The organism is Roseateles cavernae (assembly GCF_040187885.1).
GTDB classification, from domain to species: Bacteria; Pseudomonadota; Gammaproteobacteria; order Burkholderiales; family Burkholderiaceae_C; genus Roseateles_E; species Roseateles_E cavernae.
In genome coordinates this window covers 233,016-250,371 of the sequence record NZ_JBDPLH010000006.1, presented here as the reverse complement: position 1 = coordinate 250,371, position 17,356 = coordinate 233,016, and the positions used below count along the sequence as shown (strand labels likewise).

General features: G+C 70.0%; 17 protein-coding genes. 16 read left to right on the top strand and 1 reads right to left on the bottom strand.

Translation table 11 applies throughout. The annotated features are described in order from the left end of the window. Positions 1-21: 21 nt before the first annotated feature. Positions 22-1,092, bottom strand: coding sequence for an FAD-dependent oxidoreductase (locus ABGI63_RS17695; RefSeq protein WP_349743676.1), 1,071 nt, complete (start codon positions 1,090-1,092; stop codon positions 22-24). Positions 1,093-1,478: 386 nt separating this feature from the next. Between ABGI63_RS17695 and ABGI63_RS17690 the strand changes: the two genes are divergently transcribed. The 16 genes from ABGI63_RS17690 (at position 1,479) to ABGI63_RS17615 (ending at position 17,248) form a co-directional block, all read left to right on the top strand. Beyond that, the gene (locus tag ABGI63_RS17690) at positions 1,479-2,555 is read left to right on the top strand and encodes a hypothetical protein (protein WP_349743674.1); all 1,077 of its coding nucleotides are present in this window, start codon (positions 1,479-1,481) and stop codon (positions 2,553-2,555) included. Between the two features lie 13 nt (positions 2,556-2,568). Then, positions 2,569-2,703, top strand: a complete 135-nt coding sequence (locus ABGI63_RS17685; RefSeq protein ID WP_349743673.1) for a hypothetical protein — start codon at positions 2,569-2,571, stop codon at positions 2,701-2,703. Between the two features lie 19 nt (positions 2,704-2,722). Then, positions 2,723-3,958: an MBOAT family O-acyltransferase gene (locus tag ABGI63_RS17680; RefSeq protein ID WP_349743671.1), complete on the top strand. Its 1,236-nt coding sequence runs from the start codon at positions 2,723-2,725 to the stop codon at positions 3,956-3,958. Positions 3,959-3,960: 2 nt separating this feature from the next. Beyond that, positions 3,961-5,562, top strand: coding sequence for an AMP-binding protein (locus ABGI63_RS17675; protein WP_349743669.1), 1,602 nt, complete (start codon positions 3,961-3,963; stop codon positions 5,560-5,562). A 13-nt stretch (positions 5,563-5,575) separates the two neighbouring features. Then, on the top strand, positions 5,576-5,833 hold the full coding sequence (locus ABGI63_RS17670) for an acyl carrier protein (protein ID WP_349743668.1): 258 nt from the start codon (positions 5,576-5,578) through the stop codon (positions 5,831-5,833). Next, the gene (locus tag ABGI63_RS17665) at positions 5,833-6,609 is read left to right on the top strand and encodes an alpha/beta fold hydrolase (protein WP_349743666.1); all 777 of its coding nucleotides are present in this window, start codon (positions 5,833-5,835) and stop codon (positions 6,607-6,609) included. The genes ABGI63_RS17670 and ABGI63_RS17665 overlap by 1 nt, the downstream gene beginning before the upstream one ends. A gap of 103 nt (positions 6,610-6,712) precedes the next feature. Continuing rightward, positions 6,713-8,290 (top strand): ABC transporter substrate-binding protein, encoded by a 1,578-nt coding sequence (locus tag ABGI63_RS17660; protein WP_349743664.1) that lies wholly within the window; start codon positions 6,713-6,715, stop codon positions 8,288-8,290. 7 nt (positions 8,291-8,297) lie between these two features. Continuing rightward, positions 8,298-9,263, top strand: a complete 966-nt coding sequence (locus ABGI63_RS17655; protein ID WP_349743662.1) for an ABC transporter permease — start codon at positions 8,298-8,300, stop codon at positions 9,261-9,263. A gap of 9 nt (positions 9,264-9,272) precedes the next feature. Then, a complete protein-coding gene (locus ABGI63_RS17650; RefSeq protein WP_349743660.1) occupies positions 9,273-10,166 on the top strand; it encodes an ABC transporter permease in 894 nt (297 codons plus the stop codon). Continuing rightward, positions 10,163-11,902 carry a dipeptide ABC transporter ATP-binding protein gene (locus tag ABGI63_RS17645; protein ID WP_349743658.1) on the top strand — a complete coding sequence of 580 codons (1,740 nt, stop codon included), beginning with the start codon at positions 10,163-10,165 and terminating at the stop codon, positions 11,900-11,902. The genes ABGI63_RS17650 and ABGI63_RS17645 overlap by 4 nt, the downstream gene beginning before the upstream one ends. Positions 11,903-12,041: 139 nt before the next feature. After that, complete coding sequence (locus ABGI63_RS17640; RefSeq protein ID WP_349743711.1) at positions 12,042-12,821, top strand: transporter substrate-binding domain-containing protein; 780 nt, start codon at positions 12,042-12,044, stop codon at positions 12,819-12,821. Continuing rightward, positions 12,818-13,636 (top strand): transporter substrate-binding domain-containing protein, encoded by an 819-nt coding sequence (locus ABGI63_RS17635; RefSeq protein WP_349743656.1) that lies wholly within the window; start codon positions 12,818-12,820, stop codon positions 13,634-13,636. Before ABGI63_RS17640 ends, ABGI63_RS17635 begins: the two co-directional genes overlap by 4 nt. Before the next feature lie 18 nt (positions 13,637-13,654). Beyond that, positions 13,655-14,401 (top strand): ABC transporter permease subunit, encoded by a 747-nt coding sequence (locus ABGI63_RS17630; RefSeq protein ID WP_349743654.1) that lies wholly within the window; start codon positions 13,655-13,657, stop codon positions 14,399-14,401. Next, on the top strand, positions 14,391-15,089 hold the full coding sequence (locus ABGI63_RS17625; RefSeq protein ID WP_349743653.1) for an amino acid ABC transporter permease: 699 nt from the start codon (positions 14,391-14,393) through the stop codon (positions 15,087-15,089). The genes ABGI63_RS17630 and ABGI63_RS17625 overlap by 11 nt, the downstream gene beginning before the upstream one ends. After that, positions 15,076-15,921: an amino acid ABC transporter ATP-binding protein gene (locus ABGI63_RS17620; RefSeq protein WP_349743652.1), complete on the top strand. Its 846-nt coding sequence runs from the start codon at positions 15,076-15,078 to the stop codon at positions 15,919-15,921. The genes ABGI63_RS17625 and ABGI63_RS17620 overlap by 14 nt, the downstream gene beginning before the upstream one ends. 1 nt (position 15,922) lies before the next feature. Further along, complete coding sequence (locus ABGI63_RS17615) at positions 15,923-17,248, top strand: LLM class flavin-dependent oxidoreductase (RefSeq protein WP_349743651.1); 1,326 nt, start codon at positions 15,923-15,925, stop codon at positions 17,246-17,248. Positions 17,249-17,356: the final 108 nt, after the last annotated feature.

Here is a 17,356-nt window from a genome sequence, read left to right as displayed (position 1 = left end):
GGCAGAGCCGGCGCCTGCGGCTCAGAGCGCGAAGGCGCTCAGCCGGGCGGCGGGCGTCTGCAGCAGATGCAGGGCCGGCCGCGGCTTGAGCTCGGGGTGCATCTCGGCACGGGCCCAGGCCTCGTCGACACCACCGCTGATCACGCATTCGCTGGCCTGGTGCGCGGCCTCGCTGGCCCGTCGTGCCAGCACGCTGCGCAGTCTCCAGCGGGCCACCGCCAGCCGACCGGCGACAGCACGGGTGGCGCACAGCGCACCTTGCGGTGCCGCTGCGGACCGGCACAGGAACTGCCAGAGCGCATCAAGCCGTGACAGTGCCTCGGCGGCTTCGGCAGCGCTGGGCTCGCGATGAGCCAGTGTGCCGAGCACGGCTTGCAGCGCCGCATGAATCGCCAGTGGGTTGGCGGGTCGATGCCCGCTGCCTCGCAGCCCGACCAGGCCGGCGCAGCACAGCGCCCTTGTCGCCCGCGACTGCTGCGCCCGGGTGGCCGCTGCTGCCGCGCCGGCGCCGGCCTGCTGACCCGACAGCAAGGCATGGGCCACCGTGCCCTGGGGCAGGCCGATGCCTGCGGGCATCGGCTGCCAGGCCGCGCCACCCGCAGCGTAGAGCCCGTCGACAGTGCTGGCACCTTCGACACCCGCGCGCAAGCCGCCACCATGCTCCATGCCGCTGAGTTGCGCGCCCGCCTCGGCCGCCATCAGCAAGGCCTCGCTGCTGGCGATGATCACGGCGGCCGCCTCGATGCGCCAGGGTGTCTCGGCCGTGCCGCCGACTCCGGCCGCGCCGCGCACGGCGCCTTCGCGGTCCAGCAGCAGCTCCAGCGCCGTGTGTTCGGCCAGGCGACGCAGGAGCCGGCCGCGCCCTTGCATCGCAAGAGCCTGGGCCGGTGCCTGCTGCTTGTTCTTGTCGAGCTCGGCGGCGTCGAGGCGGTCGACCAACAGCACGCGGGCGCCACCGGCCGCAGCCGCACGGGCGGCCTGCGTGCCGGCGCAGCCCGCGCCAATCACCAGCACGTCGCAGCGCATCGAGGCGCGGCTGTCGATGACGGGATCGGTCGCGGTGTTGGAGAAGGGTCTGCGCAGACTGCCCATGGTGTGTTCTCTGGCCTTCACCGGCCGGTTCCGCCTGGTGTCGGGCGGGGCTTCGGTGCATGGTGCGGACCTTAGGCCCCGATGCTGGCGCCGGGAACGATCAAATCCGAGTTTGGACATGCGGGCGGCGCATCAGATCGACGGACTCCCGGTACGGGGGGGGCATCCCGGCAGGGGCCGCGTACTGGGCTCGCCTCGCTCGGAAGCGAAACGCACATTGATGGACGGGATTTTTCTGACCCGGTCCTGTGCATATCGATCTGCGCAGATCTTTGTTCGCACAGCAGCCTCGGCCTGCCACGATCGCTTCGCGCTGGCCAGGATGCTGCGCTTCAAGCACAACAACAGCTGCCGATCTCGGGCAGGGCAAGAGGGAGTGTGATTCGATGAAGGAGCCGAACCCGCAGTTCGCTCAGGGACCGCTGCTGCTGAGCTGGCCGGCCCTGGTGCTGGCCCTGCTCACCGTGCTGGCTCTGCTGGTCGGCAGCGGCCTGCTGCTGAAGCCCGCGTTGCTGACCGGGCCCTGGGCCGGCTATCTGGTGCGCGACGAGTTGGACGACTACGCCTTTGCGTCCCGCGAGGTGCTGAAGCTGCGCGAGCAGCCGCGCCGCATCGAGGGCGCGGTGCTGATAGGCACTGCGGCGATGCGCGAAGGCCTGCTGAACCAGGCCGATGCCAGCCGCCTGCTGTCGCACAAGATGGGCCGGGCCAGCGAGGTGATGGCGCTGATGACCGGCGGCCAGTCGGGGCTGGAGATGACGGCGCTGGCCGCCGAACTGGCGCCGCATCTGGACGGCGTGCTGGTGCTGGGGGTCAGCCCGAGCCGGCTGGCCGCCGATCCGGCCGAGCTGGCCGCGCTGGTGCGCAAGCCGCGGCTGGCCTTCCAGAGCGAGGCCTTCGATGCCGAGGCCCGCGCCAATGGCCACGCGCCGCTGCCGCGCCACGGGCACTATCTGCTCGACAACTACCCCTTCTTCGTCGCCCGCTACTGGGATGCGCTGAAGCATCTGGTCAGCGGACCGGTGGCGCGCTGGAACACCCATCCCTATCTGGACCGCACCCCGAAGACCGAGCCGGCCTGGCAGGCCGATGCCCGGGTGCTGAAGCAGCGCCTGGCTTCGTACGAGCGTCATGCCGAGCGCAATCTGGCTTCCTATGAGCGCCTGCTGGCGGGGCTGACCCGCTACCCCTCGGTCAAGGTGCTGCTGCTGGATATTCCGCTGAACCCACGCGCGCGGCGCGAGATCCTCGGGCCGGAGTTCTACGCCGGCCACCGGGCCCGCGTCGCCGAGTTCGCCCGACGCCATGGCGCGGCCTATATCAACCTGAACGATGTGCCCGGCCTGGCCGAGGCGGATTTCCAGGACTGGAGCCATATCCGCAGCGCGCGGGCCCAGCAGGAACTCAGCGATCACTTGTTCAATGCCGTTGCGCAGCAGCTGCCGCGCCGGCCCACACCTTGAGGAGAGGGACCCGATGCGCGAGAAGTTCAAGACCCTGTTGAAGACCGGCGTCACCGGCCTGGTGTTCGGCTTCCTGCTGTACTCGGCCCTGCTGGCGATGCTCGCGGTGGCCTCGGGTGCGCGGGTGTTCCGCTACCAAGGCTTTTGAGCAAGGGACGGAGCGAGCGATGTTTCAATCCTGGACCTACTGGGCCAGCCTGGCCGCCAGCGTGCTGGTCTACTGGCAGCTGCCGATGCGGGCCCGACCGCTGCTGCTGCTGCTGGTCTCGCTGGCCTATCTCTACAGCCTTGATCCGCTCGGCGTCACCGGCCTGGGCGTCTGGGTGCTGGCCTTTCTGGCGATCGGCTGGCGGCTGCGCGAGCGCGATGGCGAATCGAGTTCGGCGCTGGCGCTGGCCGCCATCGTCGGTCTGCTGGCCTATCTGGCCTGGTACAAATACCTGCCCGAGCTGGCGCCGGGTCTGGGGCTGGACGGCGAGTTCCGCGACGTGGTCGCGCCGCTGGGCATCAGCTTCATCACCTTCCGGCTGATCCACTACCTGGTCGAGGTGCAGCGCGGCAGCCTGCCGGCCTACCGGCCGCTGGACTTCCTGGCCTATGCCTTCTTCTTCCCGATCTGGACCGCCGGGCCCATCCATCGTTTCGATGCCTTCAAGTCCTATGCCGACGGCGCGGCGCCGCGCTTCGACAAGGAAGACCTGCGCATCGGGCTGAACCGCATCATCAACGGACTGATCAAGAAGTTCGTCGTGGCGGACCAGCTGCTGCCGCGCCTGTTCGGCCCCCATGCCTCGGCGCGCGAGCTGATCGACAGGCTGGCCGGTGCGTCGACGCTGGAGGTCTGGTGGTTTCTGGCCGTCTCCTTCCTGATCCTCTATATGGACTTCAGCGGCTACTCCGATATGGCGATCGGCTCGGCCCGGCTGTTCGGCATCCGCGTGCTGGAGAACTTCAACTTCCCGGTGCTGGCGCGCAATGTCTCGGAGTACTGGAAGCGCTGGCATATGAGCCTGGCGAACTGGTGCCAGAGCTATGTCTATATGCCGGTCATCGCCCACAGCCGCCAGCCCTATCTGGCCGTGTTCGCGACCTTCAGCATCATGGGCATCTGGCACGCCGGCTCCTGGCACTGGCTGTTCTGGGGCCTGCACCATGCGCTGGGCATCAGCCTCCACCGCCTCTGGGCGGCCGAGAAGCGGCGCCGCCAATGGACCTGGTTCAGCCAGGGTTTCAGCCGCCATCTGGCGCTGCCCCTGACCCTGTTGTGGGTGATGGCCGCCGGCGCCTTCACGACCGTGCACCAGGTCGGCAGCCTGGGCGACAGCTTCCGCATCCTGGCGCGCGCTGTCGTGCCCAGCTTCCCCGCCGGCACGGCGGGCGAGGCTGTCACTCATGGAGATTGATGATGTCCGAACCCATCAGCATTTACGAGCTGCTGCGCCGCGCCGCGCAGCGCGATCCCGAGCAGATCGCGCTGATCGATGCCGAGCAGCATTACAGCTACCGCGCGCTGCTCGACCGGGTCGAGGCCTGCGCCGCCGGGCTGGCCGGGCAGGGGCTGGGCCCCGGTGCGCGGCTGGCGATCAGCATGAGCAAGGGCGTCGAGGAGGTGGTCGCGATGCTGGCGGCCTCGCGGCTGCGTGCGGCCTACGCCAATATCAGCCGGCAGTGGACCCCGGCCCAGTTGCTCGACGCGGTGATCGAGCTGGGGGCGGACCTGCTGCTGGTCGATGCCGAGCGGGCGCAGCAGTTGGCCGGGCTGCCTCGACCGGCCTCGCTGCGCTGGCTGGTCACCACCGGCGAGCCGGGGCCGGGAACGCTGGGCTGGGCAGCGCTGCTGGAGGCGGGGCGCCGGGCAGAGCTGCCGGAGCGGCCGGGCCTCGATGGCGATCTCTGCACCATCATCTTCACCTCGGGCTCCAGCGGCAAACCCAAGGGCGTGCTGCTGAGCAACCGCAATATCGTCAGCTCCATCCAGTCCACCGTGCAGTACCTGGGCAACCATGCCGGCGACCGGGTGCTGGCGGTGCTGCCGTTCTGCTTCAACTACGGGCTGGGCCAGCTGCTGACCATGCTGGCCGTCGGCGGCACGACCGTGCTGCACAAGAACTTTCTGGCCACCGATCTGCTGGAGGCGCTGCAGCGCCACCGCATCACCGGCCTGGCCGGCATACCGCCGCTGTGGACCGATATCGTCGAGGTGCTCGAGGACGCGCCGCAGCGCTTTCCGGCGCTGCGCTACATCAGCAATGCCGGCGGCAAATGCGCCGAGCGCGTGCTGGCGGCGCTGCCGCAGTGCTTCCCCGATCAGCAGATCTTTCTGATGTATGGCATGACCGAGGCGGTGCGTTCCAGCTATCTGGCGCCCGCCGAATTCGCGGCCAAGCGCGGTGCGCTGGGGCGGGCCGTGCCGAACGCCGAGCTGCTCGTGCTGCATCCGGAGGGTCGGCTGTGCCGGCCCGGCGAGGTCGGCGAGCTGGTCCATCGCGGGCCCAGCGTCGCGCTCGGCTATCTGAACGCGCCACTGGCCAGCCGCGAAAAGTTCCGTGCCTTGCCGCTGCAGGCCGGGGTCGCGACCGCACCCGACGAGCGGCTGTGTTTCAGCGGCGATCTGGTGCGCCTCGACGCGGACGGCGTGCTCTGGTATGTCGGCCGCTCGGACCGCATGATCAAGTCCAGCGGCTACCGCATCAGCCCGACCGAGATCGAGGATGTGCTGTCGACCGCGCCGGGCGTGCAGAAGGCCATCGTGTTCGGCCAGGACGATGAGCGGCTCGGCCAGAAGATCATCGCGCTGCTGACCACGGCCAATGACGAGACGCCCAACCCGGCCGGGCTGCGCCAGCATTGCCGCGGCCGGCTGGCGCCCTATATGACGCCGGTGGTGTTCCACCACTGGCGCGGACCGCTGCCGCTGACCGGCAACGGCAAGATCGACGTGCCGCAGCTGATCCAGCGCTACCAGCATCTGGCGCCATCGCGCCAGGCTCACACCACGCAACACTAGGAGAGAGATTGCCATGGCAAGAATTGACGACGCGACCCTGGTCGCCCTGGTCGCCGGCCTGGCGGCGCTGCCGGCCGAGCGGCTCGAGCCCGACACGCCGCTGATCAGCAGCGGCCTGCTCGATTCGTTCGCGATGCTGGAGCTGGTGGCGGCGCTGGAGCAGCAGGGCCAGCTGCGCATCAAGCCCAAGGACATCCATCTGCGCCATCTGGATTCGCTGGCCCTGCTGCGCGGCTTTCTCGCCAAGCTCGACGCCTACGCGCCGGCCTGATGCCGGCGCCGCTGTCTCATCAGGGGGCCGGCACCCGGCCTTGCATCGTGCTGATCCATTCGCTGGCGACACGGGCGGCGGCCTGGGATGTGCATGCCGACTGGCTGCGACGGCAGGGCTGGCGGGTGCTGCGCTACGACGTGCGCGGCCATGGCCGCAACCGGCCGGCCGAGGCCGGCTGCAGCCTGCCGGCCCTGGCCGACGAGCTGGAGGCGCTGCTGCGCGCGCACGCGGTCGAGCGGGCCCATCTCGTCGGCATCTCGATGGGCGGCATGATCGCGCAGCAGCATGCGATCAGTCATCCCGGCCGGGTCGCCTCGCTGACCCTGATCGCGACGCTTGGCCACAACGAGGCCCCGGTGCGCCGGGCCTGGGACGAGCGCATCGCGCTGGCGCGCGAGGCGGGCATGGGCGCGCTGGTGCAGCCGCTGCTGCAGCGCTGGTTCACGCCGGGCTTTCGCGCCCACCACGCCGGCCCGCCGAACCGGCTCGGGCAGTGGATCGCGGCCATGGAGGTCGAGAGCTTCGCGGCCTGCGGGGCCGCGGTGCGCGATGTCGACACGCTGGCCGGCCTGCGCGGCTTGCGGGTGCCGGCCCTGGTGATCGCCGGCGCCGAGGATCTGGCCAGCCCGCCCGAGCGGGTGGCGCTGCTGGCCGAGGCCCTGGCCGGCGCGCGCTTTCGCGTCCTGCCCGACGCCGCGCACTGGCTGCCTCTGCAGCAGCCGCAGCGCTTTCGCGCCGAGCTGCGGGACTTCCTCAGCGCACTGCCACCCTGAAGCCGGTTGCGTCGGGATTCGTCTATCCATATGCCGACATCTGCGTTCCGGCTTCTCGCTGCGCATGAAAGCATCGCCGCTTCCTGTCAGCCCGAGCACCACGATGAAACGATTGCTTGTCACCGCGACCCTGCTGGCGGCCCTGCTGCCTCTGCTCAGCCAGGCCACGACGCTGCGCTGGGCCCGCTCCACCGACGCCTCGACGCTGGACCCGCACGCCGTCAACAACGGACCCAACCTGAATCTGCTGCAGCAGATCTATGAGCCGCTGCTGATACGCGGGCCGGACGGTTCGCAGCTGCCGACCCTGGCCACCAGCTGGAAGCTGACCGCCGACCCCAACGTCTGGGAGTTCAAGCTGCGCCAGGGCGTGCGTTTCCACGACGGCACGGCCTTGAGCGCCGACGATGTGGTGTTCTCGATCAAGCGGGCCAAGGCGCCCAGCTCGGACATGAAGGCCTTGCTGGTCTCGATCGCCGATGTGATCAAGGTCGATGCCCACACGGTGCATATCAAGACCACCGGGCCGAATCCCATCCTGCCGGCCAATCTGAGCAATATCCTGATCGTCAGCGCCAGCTGGGCGCGGGCCAACCGCGTCGAGACCCCGCGCAACCCGGCCGATGGCGAGGACAGCCACGCCACGCGCCACACCAACGGCACCGGGCCCTACCAGCTGGTCTCGCGCGAGCCCGACAGCCGCACCGTGCTCAAGCAGTTCGACCGCTACTGGGGCAAGGGCAGCTTCCCGCTGGAGATCAGCGAGCTGGTCTATCTGCCGATCAAGGCGCCGGCCACCCGGGTCGTGGCCCTGCTGTCGGGCGAGGTCGACTTCGTGCAGGACGTGCCGATCTCGGACATCGCCCGGCTCAGCGAGGACGCGCGGCTGCGCGTCACCCAGGCGCCGGAGAACCGGGTCATCTTCCTGGGCTTCAATGTCGGCGAGGGCGAGCTCAAGTACGCCGACGTCAAGGGCAGGAATCCGCTGGCCGACCGGCGCGTGCGCGAGGCCTTCCATCTGGCCATCGACCGTGAGGCGCTGAAGCGGGTCGTGATGCGCGGCCTGTCGGTGCCCACCGGCATCGTCGCGCCGCCCTTTGTCCATGGCTATGACAAGCGCTTCGACAGCCTGCCCAAGCCCTCGGTCGAGCAGGCCCGTGCGCTGCTGGCCGCGGCCGGCTACCCGGACGGGTTCGGCCTGACCCTGCATTGCACCAATGACCGCTATCTGAACGACGAGGCGATCTGCACCGCGGTGGCCGGCTTTCTCGGCAAGATCGGCGTCAAGGTCACGGTGGTGGCGCGGCCGCTGGCCATCCAGACCGCTGCGCTGAACAGCCAGGACACCGACTTCTACCTCTATGGCTGGGGCGTGCCGACGCTGGACTCGGCCTATATCTTCGACTACCTGTTCCACTCGCGCAGCGCCAGCCGCGGCTCGGCCAATGCCACCCGCTATGCCAACCCCGCGCTGGACCAGAAGATCGCCGCGCTGTCCACCGAGGGCGATGTGCGCAAGCGCGACGCCAGCATCGCCGAGATCTGGAGCACGCTGCAGAAGGAGCAGATCTACCTGCCGCTGCACAACCAGATCCTGACCTATGCCACGACCCGCCGCTTCGACATCCCGGTCAACCCGACCAGCGCGCCGTTCTTCAAGTTCTACAAGGTCTTGAAGTGAGCCGCCGATGCTGAACTTCCTGCTGCGCCGGCTGGCGCAATCCCTGCTGGTGCTGCTGGCGGTGTCGCTGCTGTCCTTTCTGATGTTCCGCTACATCGGCGACCCCACCGTCAGCCTGCTGGGCGAGGATGCCAGCCAGGCGGACCGGGCGGCGCTGCTGGCCAAGCTGGGCTTCGAGCAGCCGGTGCCGGCCCAGTACCTGGCCTATCTGGGGCGGGTGCTGCAGGGCGAGTTCGGCATCTCCTACCGGCTCTCGCGCCCGGTGCTGGAGCTGATCCTGGACCGCCTGCCGGCCACGCTGGAGCTGGCCCTGGTGGCCGGCAGCATCGCGCTGGCCGGCGGCATCCTGCTGGGCATCTATACCGCCGTGCGGCGCGAGGGCCGGCTGAGCCGGCTCATCATGACCCTGTCGCTGCTGGGCGTGTCGCTGCCGACCTTTCTGATCGGCATCGGCCTGATCTGGCTGTTCACGGTGCAGCTGCACTGGCTGCCGGCCTTCGGGCGTGGCCCCACGGTCGATCTGGGCGGTTGGCGCAGCGGCCTGCTCAGCGGCGCCGGCTGGGCCGCGATCACGATGCCGGCGCTGACCCTGGGCCTCTACAAGCTGACCCTGATCATGCGTCTGGTGCGGGCCGAGATGCTGCAGGTGCTGGGCAGCGACTACATCCGCTTCGGCCGCGCCCGCGGCCTCAGCGAGCGCCGCCTGCTGCTGGGCCATGCGCTGCGCAATACCCTGATCCCGGTGATCACGATCACCGCGCTGCAGCTCGGCTCGCTGATCGCCTTTGCCGTGGTCACCGAGACGGTGTTCCAGTGGCCCGGCGTGGGCCTGCTCTTCATCTCCTCGGTGCAGGCGGTCGATGTGCCGGTGATGGCGGCCTTTCTGCTGCTGGTGGCCGCGGTCTTCGTCACCGTCAATCTGCTGGCCGACCTGGCCTATCTGCTGGCCGACCCGCGTCTGCGCAAAGCCTGAAACCTCACGATGAACAAGACCTTGTTGCTGAAACTGCTGCGCCTGTGGCCGTTGCATCTCTTGCTGCTGCTCGCGGCGGCGGCGCTGCTGGCGCCCTGGATCGCGCCGCAGAATCCCTTCGACCCGGCCCAGCTGGAGCTGATGGACGGCTACACCCGACCGTTGCAGCAGGGCGCGGCCAGCGGGCGCTGGTATCTGCTGGGCAGCGACGACCAGGGCCGCGACCTGCTCTCGGCCATCCTCTACGGCGCCCGGGTGTCGCTGGCGGTGGGCCTGGCCGCGGTAGCCTTCTCGCTGCTGCTGGGCGTGGGCCTGGGCCTGCTGGCCGGCTATGCCGGCGGCTTGCTGGACGCGCTGATCATGCGCGTGGCCGATGTGCAGCTGACCTTCCCGGTGATCCTGGTGGCCCTGCTGCTGTCGGGCCTGCTGACCGGCCTGCTGCAGGGCCTGCTGCCGCCCTCCCAGCGCGAGGCGCTGGCCATCTATGTGCTGGTGCTGGCCATCGGTCTCTCCGAGTGGGTGCCGTACGCGCGCACCGTGCGCGCCGCCGTGCTGGTGGAGAAGGGCCGGGACTATGTGCTGGCCGCCCGCGTGATCGGCCGCAGCCCGGCTGCCATCGCCTGGCACCACATCCTGCCCAATATCGCCGCGCCGATCACGGTGATCGCGACGATCAGCTTCGCGCTGGCCATCATCGCCGAGTCCACGCTGTCCTATCTGGGCGTGGGCCTGCCGCCCACCACGCCCTCGCTGGGCACGCTGATACGCCTGGGCCAGGGTTTCCTGCTCTCCGGCGAATGGTGGATCCTGCTGTTCCCGGCGCTGCTGCTGCTGGCGGTGGCGCTGTCGGTCAATCTGCTGGGCGACCGGCTGCGCGACCATCTGAACCCGGGTTTGCGATGAGCGCGATCAGTGCAAGGATGGCGGCGGCACGGCCGCCCCTGCTGAGCGCGCGCGGCCTGCGCGTGGTGTTCGACACGGCCGAGGGCGAGCACGAGGTGCTGGACGAGCTGTCGCTGGAGATCGCGCGTGGCGAGGTGCTGGGCGTGGTGGGGGAGTCCGGCGCCGGCAAGTCCATGCTGGGCAAGGCCATCGCCGGCCTGATCGAGGCGCCCGGCCGGCTGGCCGGCGGCGAGGTCTGGCTCGACGGCCAGCGCATCGACACGCTGGGCGCCGCCGCGCTGACCCGGCGGCGCGGGCGCCGCATCGCGACCGTGTTCCAGGATCCGCTGGCCAGCCTGAACCCGGTGCTGAGCATAGGCCGCCATCTGAGCGAGACCCTGCGCGTGCATTTCCCGCTCGATGCGGCGGCCGCGCGCCGGCGCGCGGTGGCCCTGCTGGAGGAGGTGGGCATTGCCGATGCGGCGGCCAGCCTGAGCCTGTACCCGCACCAGTTCTCCGGCGGCATGCGCCAGCGCGTCGCGATCGCGCTGGCCCTGTGCGGCGAACCCGAGCTCTTGATCGCCGACGAGCCGACCACGGCGCTCGATGTCTCGGTGCAGGCCCAGGTGATCGCGCTGCTGCGGCGCCTGTGCCGCCGGCGCGGCATGGCCCTGCTGCTGATCAGCCACGATCTGGGCGTGATCGCCAGCATCGCCGACCGCGTGCTGGTGCTGCGCCAGGGCCGCCTGGTCGAGCAGGCGCCGGTGCGCGAGATCCTGGGCTCGCCGCGCCAGCCCTACACCCGCATGCTGATGGCCGCGATTCCGCCGCTGGGCCGCCGGCTCGAGCGCCTGCCGCTGCCGGGCGAGTCCGCCGATTGTGGGGTCAGCGGGATCAGCGCCCCGCGTGCGCCCGGCACGCCGCTGATCGAGCTCAAGCACCTGTCGCGCCGCTTCGAGCGTACGGCCGCATCGGGCTGGCGGCACTGGCTGCGCCGGCCCGGCGAGCCGCTGCTGGCGGTGCAGGACATCAGCCTGCAGATAGGGCGCGGCCAGACCTATGGCCTGGTCGGCGAGTCGGGATCGGGCAAATCGACGCTGGCCCGCATGGTGGCCGGACTGACCCCGCCCAGCCAGGGTCAGGTCTTGCATGGCGGGGTCGACCGCTGGGCCGACCGCCAAGCCGCCGCGCGGCTGCGCGGGCGCTTCCAGATGGTGTTCCAGGATCCCTATGCCAGCCTGAACCCGCGCTGGAGCGTCGCCCGCATCATCGCCGAGCCGCTGCAGGTGCTGGGCCTGATCACCGAGCCGGCGGCGCTGGCCGCCGAGGTGGAGCGGCTGCTGCGGCGGGTGCGCCTGCCGGCCGACAGCGCGCGGCGCTATCCGCAGCAGCTCTCGGGCGGCCAGCGCCAGCGCGTCGCGATCGCCCGGGCTTTGGCCAGCCGGCCCGAGTTCATCATCTGCGACGAGCCGACCTCATCGCTCGATGTCTCGGTGCAGGCCCAGGTGCTGAACCTGATGCGCGATCTGCAGGACGAGTTCGGCATCAGCTATCTGCTGATCAGCCACAACCTGGCGGTGATCCGCTTCATGGCCGACCAGGTCGGCGTGATGCAGGCCGGCCGCCTGGTCGAGAGCGGGCCGGCCGAGGCGGTGTTCGGCGCGCCGCGCCATCCCTACACCCGCGCGCTGTTCGACGCCGTGCCCGCCCTGGACCCGCCGCAGGCGGCCGAGGTCGCGGAGCCGGCGCTCGCATAAGCATAGAAGGCAATCGGCCTTCGCCGCGCGCAGACCCGCTCCTAGACTGGCCCGCGTCCACAACCCATTCACACCGACAGCGATGAAGAAGAACAGCAGCAGATTGAAGACCGCGCTGGCCCTGGCCGGCGGCGTTCTGATGATGATGGCCGGGGCCGCCCGCGCCGATGCCACCTTGGACAAGATCAAGCAGCAGGGCCGCATCGTGATCGGCGTGATGATCAGCGGCGGCCAGTTCGGCAGCATCGATCCGGCCACCCAGCGCTTCACCGGCTGGAACCCCGAGCTGGCCCGCGATCTGGCGCGCAAGCTGGGAGTCGAGCTGGAGGCCGTGCAGGTCTTGTCGGGCAACCGGGTGCAGCTGCTGCAGGCCGGCAAGGTCGACGCGCTGATCGCGTCGATGGAGCTCAACGAGGCGCGGGCCGAGATACTCGGCTATGCACCGACCCCGCATTACCGCGTCGGCGGCAGCGCCGTCGTGCCCAAGCGCAGCGGCATCCAGCGCTGGGAGGATTTGCGCGACAAGCCGGTCTGCCTGTCCCAGGGCAGCAGCTATGCCAAGCCGCTGGCCGAGCAGTACGGCGCCCAGGTCAAGGGCTTCAAGACCTCGTCCGAATCCCTGCTGGCCCTGCGCGGCGGCAACTGCGTGGCGGCCGTGCACGACGGCATCCTGATTCATCCGCTGCTGCGCGGCAATGCCGAATGGGCCGACTACGCCGCCCCGCTGCCCGAGCTGATTCCCGCGCCCTCGGTGATCTGGGTGCGCAAGGGCGAGACCGACACCGCCGCCGCGATCGACAAGGTGGTGCAGCAATGGCATCGCAGCGGCTGGCTGATCGAGACCGAGAAGCGCCTGGGCATCGCGCCGGCCAGCCCGCTGCTGGCCGAGCTGCATGCCCAGCTGAAAGGCCGCCGATGAAGCGCCGGCTGCTGGCCGCCGTGCTGGCGCTGTCCAGCCTCGCGGGCCCAGTGCTGGCCGACGCGACGCTGGACCGGCTCAAGCAGCGCGGCCGCCTGGTGGTCGGGGTGATGCTGTCGGGCCCGCCGTTCGGCAGCATCGATCCGGCTACGCAAAAACACATCGGCTACAACGTCGAGCTGTCCGAGGCCCTGGCCCGGGCACTGGGCGTCGGGCTGGAGACGGTGCAGGTCCAGCCCTCCAACCGGGTGCAGTTTCTGCAGACCGGCAAGGTCGATGTCCTGATCGCGAACATGCAGTGGACCGCCGAGCGGGCCGAGATCCTGGGCTTCGCACCGACCCCGTTCGAGGAGGTCGGCGGCACCGCGATCGCGCGCCGCGGCAGCGGCTTGCGGGACTGGGGCGATCTGCGCGGCAAGCCGGTCTGCGTGTCCCAGGGTTCGAATTACATCAAGCCGCTGGAAGAGCAGTACGGTGCGCAGATCAAGGCCTTCCGTGGCCAGCCCGAGTCGCTGCTGGCGCTGCGCGGCGGTGCCTGCGTCGCGGCGGTCCATGTCGGCCCGACCCTGCGCCAGCTGCAGGCCGACAACCCCGAATGGGCAGAGCACGAGATCCCGATTGCCGCCGAGCTGCTGCCCTCGGACTCGGTGATCTGGACGCGCAAGGGCGAGGTCGATGCGCTGGCCGCGATCGACCGCGTCATCCGGCAATGGCACCGCAGCGGCTGGTTGATCGAGCTGGGCCGGCGTCACGGCATCAAGCCTTCGGCCAAGCTGCTGGAGCTGCACGGGCAGTTTCGCAAGCAGCCGGCATGAGCGGGGCAGGGTGGGTCCATGCTTGATGCCTTGCTGGCCGTGCCGGTCGCGGCCCTCAAACCCCTAGGGCTGAACTATGACTTCCTGCGCGAGGCCGGCGAGCGCGCCGCCTTTGTGCGCGGCATGGGCGTGACGCTGCAGCTGTGCCTGCTGGTGATCCCGGCCAGCCTGGCGGCCGGTGTCGGGCTGGCGGCGGCGCTGACCTCGGGCCGGCCCTGGCTGGCGCTGCCGGCGCGGGCCTTTGTTGAAGTCACCCGCAACACGCCGACCCTGGTCCAGCTCTACTGCGCCTTCCTGGTGCTGAATATGCTGATCACGCAGCAGCTGCAGGGCCTGGGCGCGAGCAATCCGCTGACGCCCTTTGTCTGGGTGGTGGTGGTCGTCTCGCTGCACAAGGGCGTGTTCCATGCCGAGGCCCTGCGCGCCGGCATCCAGGCCGTGCCGGCCGTCACGCTGGAGGCGGCGCGCTCGCTGGGCTTCGGCCGGCGCGCACTGCTGTGGCGCATCGAGCTGCCGCTGGCGCTGCGCTTTGCGCTGCCGGCCCTGGTCAACAACCTGGTCGATCTGGTCAAGATGACGGCGGTGGCCTCGGCCATCGCGGTCGGCGACGTGACCTACGAGTCCATCATGATCTGGAGCAATCGCGACAATGTGCTGGAGCTGCTCTTGCTGATCCTGCTGTTCTTCGGCCTGCTGACCTGGGGCGTCGCGCGGGCCGGACGCTGGCTTGAGCTGCGCCTGAGGATGCCCGGCTATGGCCAGTGACAGCCTGATGCCGCTGGCGCTCCAGCATCTGTGGGTCTGGACTCCGGCCCTGCTGGGCGGCATGGCGGCCAATATCTATATCAGCCTGCTGGCGATGGCGCTCGGGACGGTGGCGGGCCTGCTGGTCGGCGCGGCCCTGCTGTCGCGCCGCTCCTGGCTGCGCGGGCCCGCCGGGCTGTGGGTGCAGGCCTTTCGCAATGCGCCGGTGCTGGTGCTGATCTACTTCACGACCTATGTCTTCCCCTTCGAGATCGGGCTGGCGTCCTGGCGCTTTCCTTTTCCCGACTGGGTCAAGGTGGTGCTGGGCCTGGCCCTGCCGGCCAGCGCCAATGTGGCCGAGATCTTCCGCGGCGCGATCCAGTCCATCCCCGCCACGCAGTGGGAGGCCGCGCAGTCGCTGGCGCTGCGGCGCCGCCAGATCTATCGCCTGGTGATACTGCCGCAGTGCCTGCGCCGCATGCTGCCGCCCTGGATGAATCTCTACGCCAGCATCACGATGAGCACCTCGCTGGCCTCCCTGGTCGGTGTCCACGATGTCGTGGACCGGGCCCAGATCGCCAGCAACACGGTGGCGCGCAGCGACTTCACCGTGCTGGTCTATCTGAGTCTGCTGGCGCTCTTCTTCGCCTACTGCTACCCGATCGCCCGCTACACGCAGGCGCTGGAACAACGCCATGCCCGCCATTGACCGCACCGAAGCTCCGCTCGTCGAGCTGGACGACATCCACCTGTCCTTCCCCGGACCGGGCGCCGCCAACGAGGTGCTGAAGGGCATCTCGCTGCGCCTGCAGCGCGGCCAGGCCCTGTCCATCATCGGGCCCTCGGGCTCGGGCAAGTCCACCATCCTGCGCTGCATCACCGGCCTGCTGAGGCCGCAGCGCGGCCGCATCCGCGTCGGCGACACCCAGGTCGACGGGCTGCGCAGCGAGGCCGAATTCATCGCGCTGCGCAAGCGGGTCGGCTTTGTGTTCCAGCAGTACAACCTGTTCCCGCACCTGACCGTGCTGGAGAACCTGCTCATCGCGCCGACCCGGGTGGCCGGCCGCGAGCGCGCCGAGGCCGAGCGGGAGGCGAGGGTCCTGCTCGACAAGGTGCGGCTGGGCCACAAGCTGCAGGCCTATCCGGGCGAGCTGTCCGGCGGCCAGCAGCAGCGGGTGGCGATCGCGCGGGCGCTGGCGATGCGCCCCGAGCTGATGCTGTTCGACGAGGTCACCTCGGCGCTGGACCCCGAGACGGTCGGCGAGGTGCTGGGCGTGATCCGCGAGCTGGTGGACGAGGGGCTGAGCTGCATCCTCGTGACCCACGAGATGCGCTTTGCCGAGGAGGTCAGCGACGCGGTGGTGTTCACCGAGGCGGGGCGCATCGTCGAGCAGGGGCCGCCCCAGCGCCTGTTCCGCGCGCCGCTCAACGAGCGCACCCGCAGCTTCCTGAACCGCAGCCTCGGCGATCAACGCCCGCCCGCGCCGCCCCGGCCTGCGCCGCCGGCCTGGCCCCTCCATCAACTGCGTTTCTCGATCTGATATGAGCACCACCACGCCGCCGCGCAGCCTGCGCCTGGGCCTGTTCCTGCAGGCCGCCGGCCATCATGTGGCCGGCTGGCGCTATCCCGGCGCCGCCTTCGGCAGCGAGAACCTGCCGCACATCGTCGGCATCGCACAGGCCGCCGAGGCGGCCAGGTTCGATCTGATCTTTCTGGGCGACAACCTGGCCACCCATGCCAAGGAGCATCCCTCCTTCATCGCCCGCTTCGAGCCGCTGACCCTGCTGTCGGCGCTGGCCATGGTGACCGAGCGCATCGGCCTGGCGGCCACCGCCTCGACCACCTATGGCGAGCCCTTTCATCTGGCCCGCGCCTTCGCCTCGCTGGACCTGCTGTCGGGCGGGCGGGCCGGCTGGAATGTCGTGACCTCGACCAGCCCCGATATCGCGCCCAATTTCAGCCGCACCGAACACCCCGAGCACGAGGCCCGCTATGCCCGCGCACTGGAGTTCGTCGAGGTGGTCAAGGGCCTGTGGGACAGCTGGGAGGAGGGCGCCTTCATCCACGACAGCGCCACCGGCCGCTATATCGACCCGGCCAAGCTGCACACGCTGGACCACCGCGGCGCGCATTTCCAGGTGCGCGGCCCGCTGAACGTCAGCCGCAGCCCGCAGGGCCAGCCGGTGCTGATACAGGCCGGCTCGTCCGAGACCGGCCAGGACCTGGCGGCCCGCATCGGCGAGCTGGTCTTCACCGCGCAGCAAAGCCTGGAGGATGCCCAGGCCTTCTACCGCGGCCTGAAGGCGCGGCTGCCGGCCCAGGGCCGCCGGCCCGAGCACTGCCTGGTGATGCCCGGCATCCTGCCCATCGTCGGCCGCACATCCGCCGAGGCCGACGAGAAGTTCGCGACCCTGCAAAGCTATATCGAGGGTGCCAACGCGGTGCGCCTGCTCAGCGAGCGCCTGGGCCACGACATCAGCGACTACCCGCTGGACGGCCCGGTACCCGAGCTGCCGCCCTCGCAGCTGAACCAGAGCCGCGCCAAGCTCCTGACCGATCTGGCGCGGCGCGAGGGCCTGAGCCTGCGCCGGCTCTACTACCTGGTGGCCGGCTCGCGCGGCCACAAGATCGTTGCCGGCACCGGGGCGCAGATCGCCGACACCTTGCAGCTGTGGTTCGAGTCGGGTGCGGCCGACGGCTTCAATGTGATGCCGCCTTACTTCCCCGGCGCCTTTGACGACTTCGTCGCCGAGGTGCTGCCCATCCTGCGCGAGCGCGGCCTGCTGCGGCACGACTATGAAGGCCGGACCCTGCGCGAGCACCTGGGCCTGCCGGTGCCGGCCAACCGCCATGCCGCAGCCGGCTGAGCCCGGCCGGCTGCGCCGTCATCGGCCAACGCAGAAGCTTCTGCGCTTTGCTTCGTTCGCCGCCGTGGGCAGCGCTGCGACCATCGGACATCGACAAATTTTCGGAGT

Bases quoted from the DNA above. Each gene is read 5' to 3' on its own strand.
- ABGI63_RS17695 (WP_349743676.1), bottom strand. From the start codon at position 1,092: ATGGGCAGTCTGCGCAGACCCTTCTCCAACACCGCGACCGATCCCGTC.
- ABGI63_RS17690 (WP_349743674.1), top strand. From the start codon at position 1,479: ATGAAGGAGCCGAACCCGCAGTTCGCTCAGGGACCGCTGCTGCTGAGC.
- ABGI63_RS17685 (WP_349743673.1), top strand. From the start codon at position 2,569: ATGCGCGAGAAGTTCAAGACCCTGTTGAAGACCGGCGTCACCGGCCTG.
- ABGI63_RS17680 (WP_349743671.1), top strand. From the start codon at position 2,723: ATGTTTCAATCCTGGACCTACTGGGCCAGCCTGGCCGCCAGCGTGCTG.
- ABGI63_RS17675 (WP_349743669.1), top strand. From the start codon at position 3,961: ATGTCCGAACCCATCAGCATTTACGAGCTGCTGCGCCGCGCCGCGCAG.
- ABGI63_RS17670 (WP_349743668.1), top strand. From the start codon at position 5,576: ATGGCAAGAATTGACGACGCGACCCTGGTCGCCCTGGTCGCCGGCCTG.
- ABGI63_RS17665 (WP_349743666.1), top strand. From the start codon at position 5,833: ATGCCGGCGCCGCTGTCTCATCAGGGGGCCGGCACCCGGCCTTGCATC.
- ABGI63_RS17660 (WP_349743664.1), top strand. From the start codon at position 6,713: ATGAAACGATTGCTTGTCACCGCGACCCTGCTGGCGGCCCTGCTGCCT.
- ABGI63_RS17655 (WP_349743662.1), top strand. From the start codon at position 8,298: ATGCTGAACTTCCTGCTGCGCCGGCTGGCGCAATCCCTGCTGGTGCTG.
- ABGI63_RS17650 (WP_349743660.1), top strand. From the start codon at position 9,273: ATGAACAAGACCTTGTTGCTGAAACTGCTGCGCCTGTGGCCGTTGCAT.
- ABGI63_RS17645 (WP_349743658.1), top strand. From the start codon at position 10,163: ATGAGCGCGATCAGTGCAAGGATGGCGGCGGCACGGCCGCCCCTGCTG.
- ABGI63_RS17640 (WP_349743711.1), top strand. From the start codon at position 12,042: ATGATGATGGCCGGGGCCGCCCGCGCCGATGCCACCTTGGACAAGATC.
- ABGI63_RS17635 (WP_349743656.1), top strand. From the start codon at position 12,818: ATGAAGCGCCGGCTGCTGGCCGCCGTGCTGGCGCTGTCCAGCCTCGCG.
- ABGI63_RS17630 (WP_349743654.1), top strand. From the start codon at position 13,655: ATGCTTGATGCCTTGCTGGCCGTGCCGGTCGCGGCCCTCAAACCCCTA.
- ABGI63_RS17625 (WP_349743653.1), top strand. From the start codon at position 14,391: ATGGCCAGTGACAGCCTGATGCCGCTGGCGCTCCAGCATCTGTGGGTC.
- ABGI63_RS17620 (WP_349743652.1), top strand. From the start codon at position 15,076: ATGCCCGCCATTGACCGCACCGAAGCTCCGCTCGTCGAGCTGGACGAC.
- ABGI63_RS17615 (WP_349743651.1), top strand. From the start codon at position 15,923: ATGAGCACCACCACGCCGCCGCGCAGCCTGCGCCTGGGCCTGTTCCTG.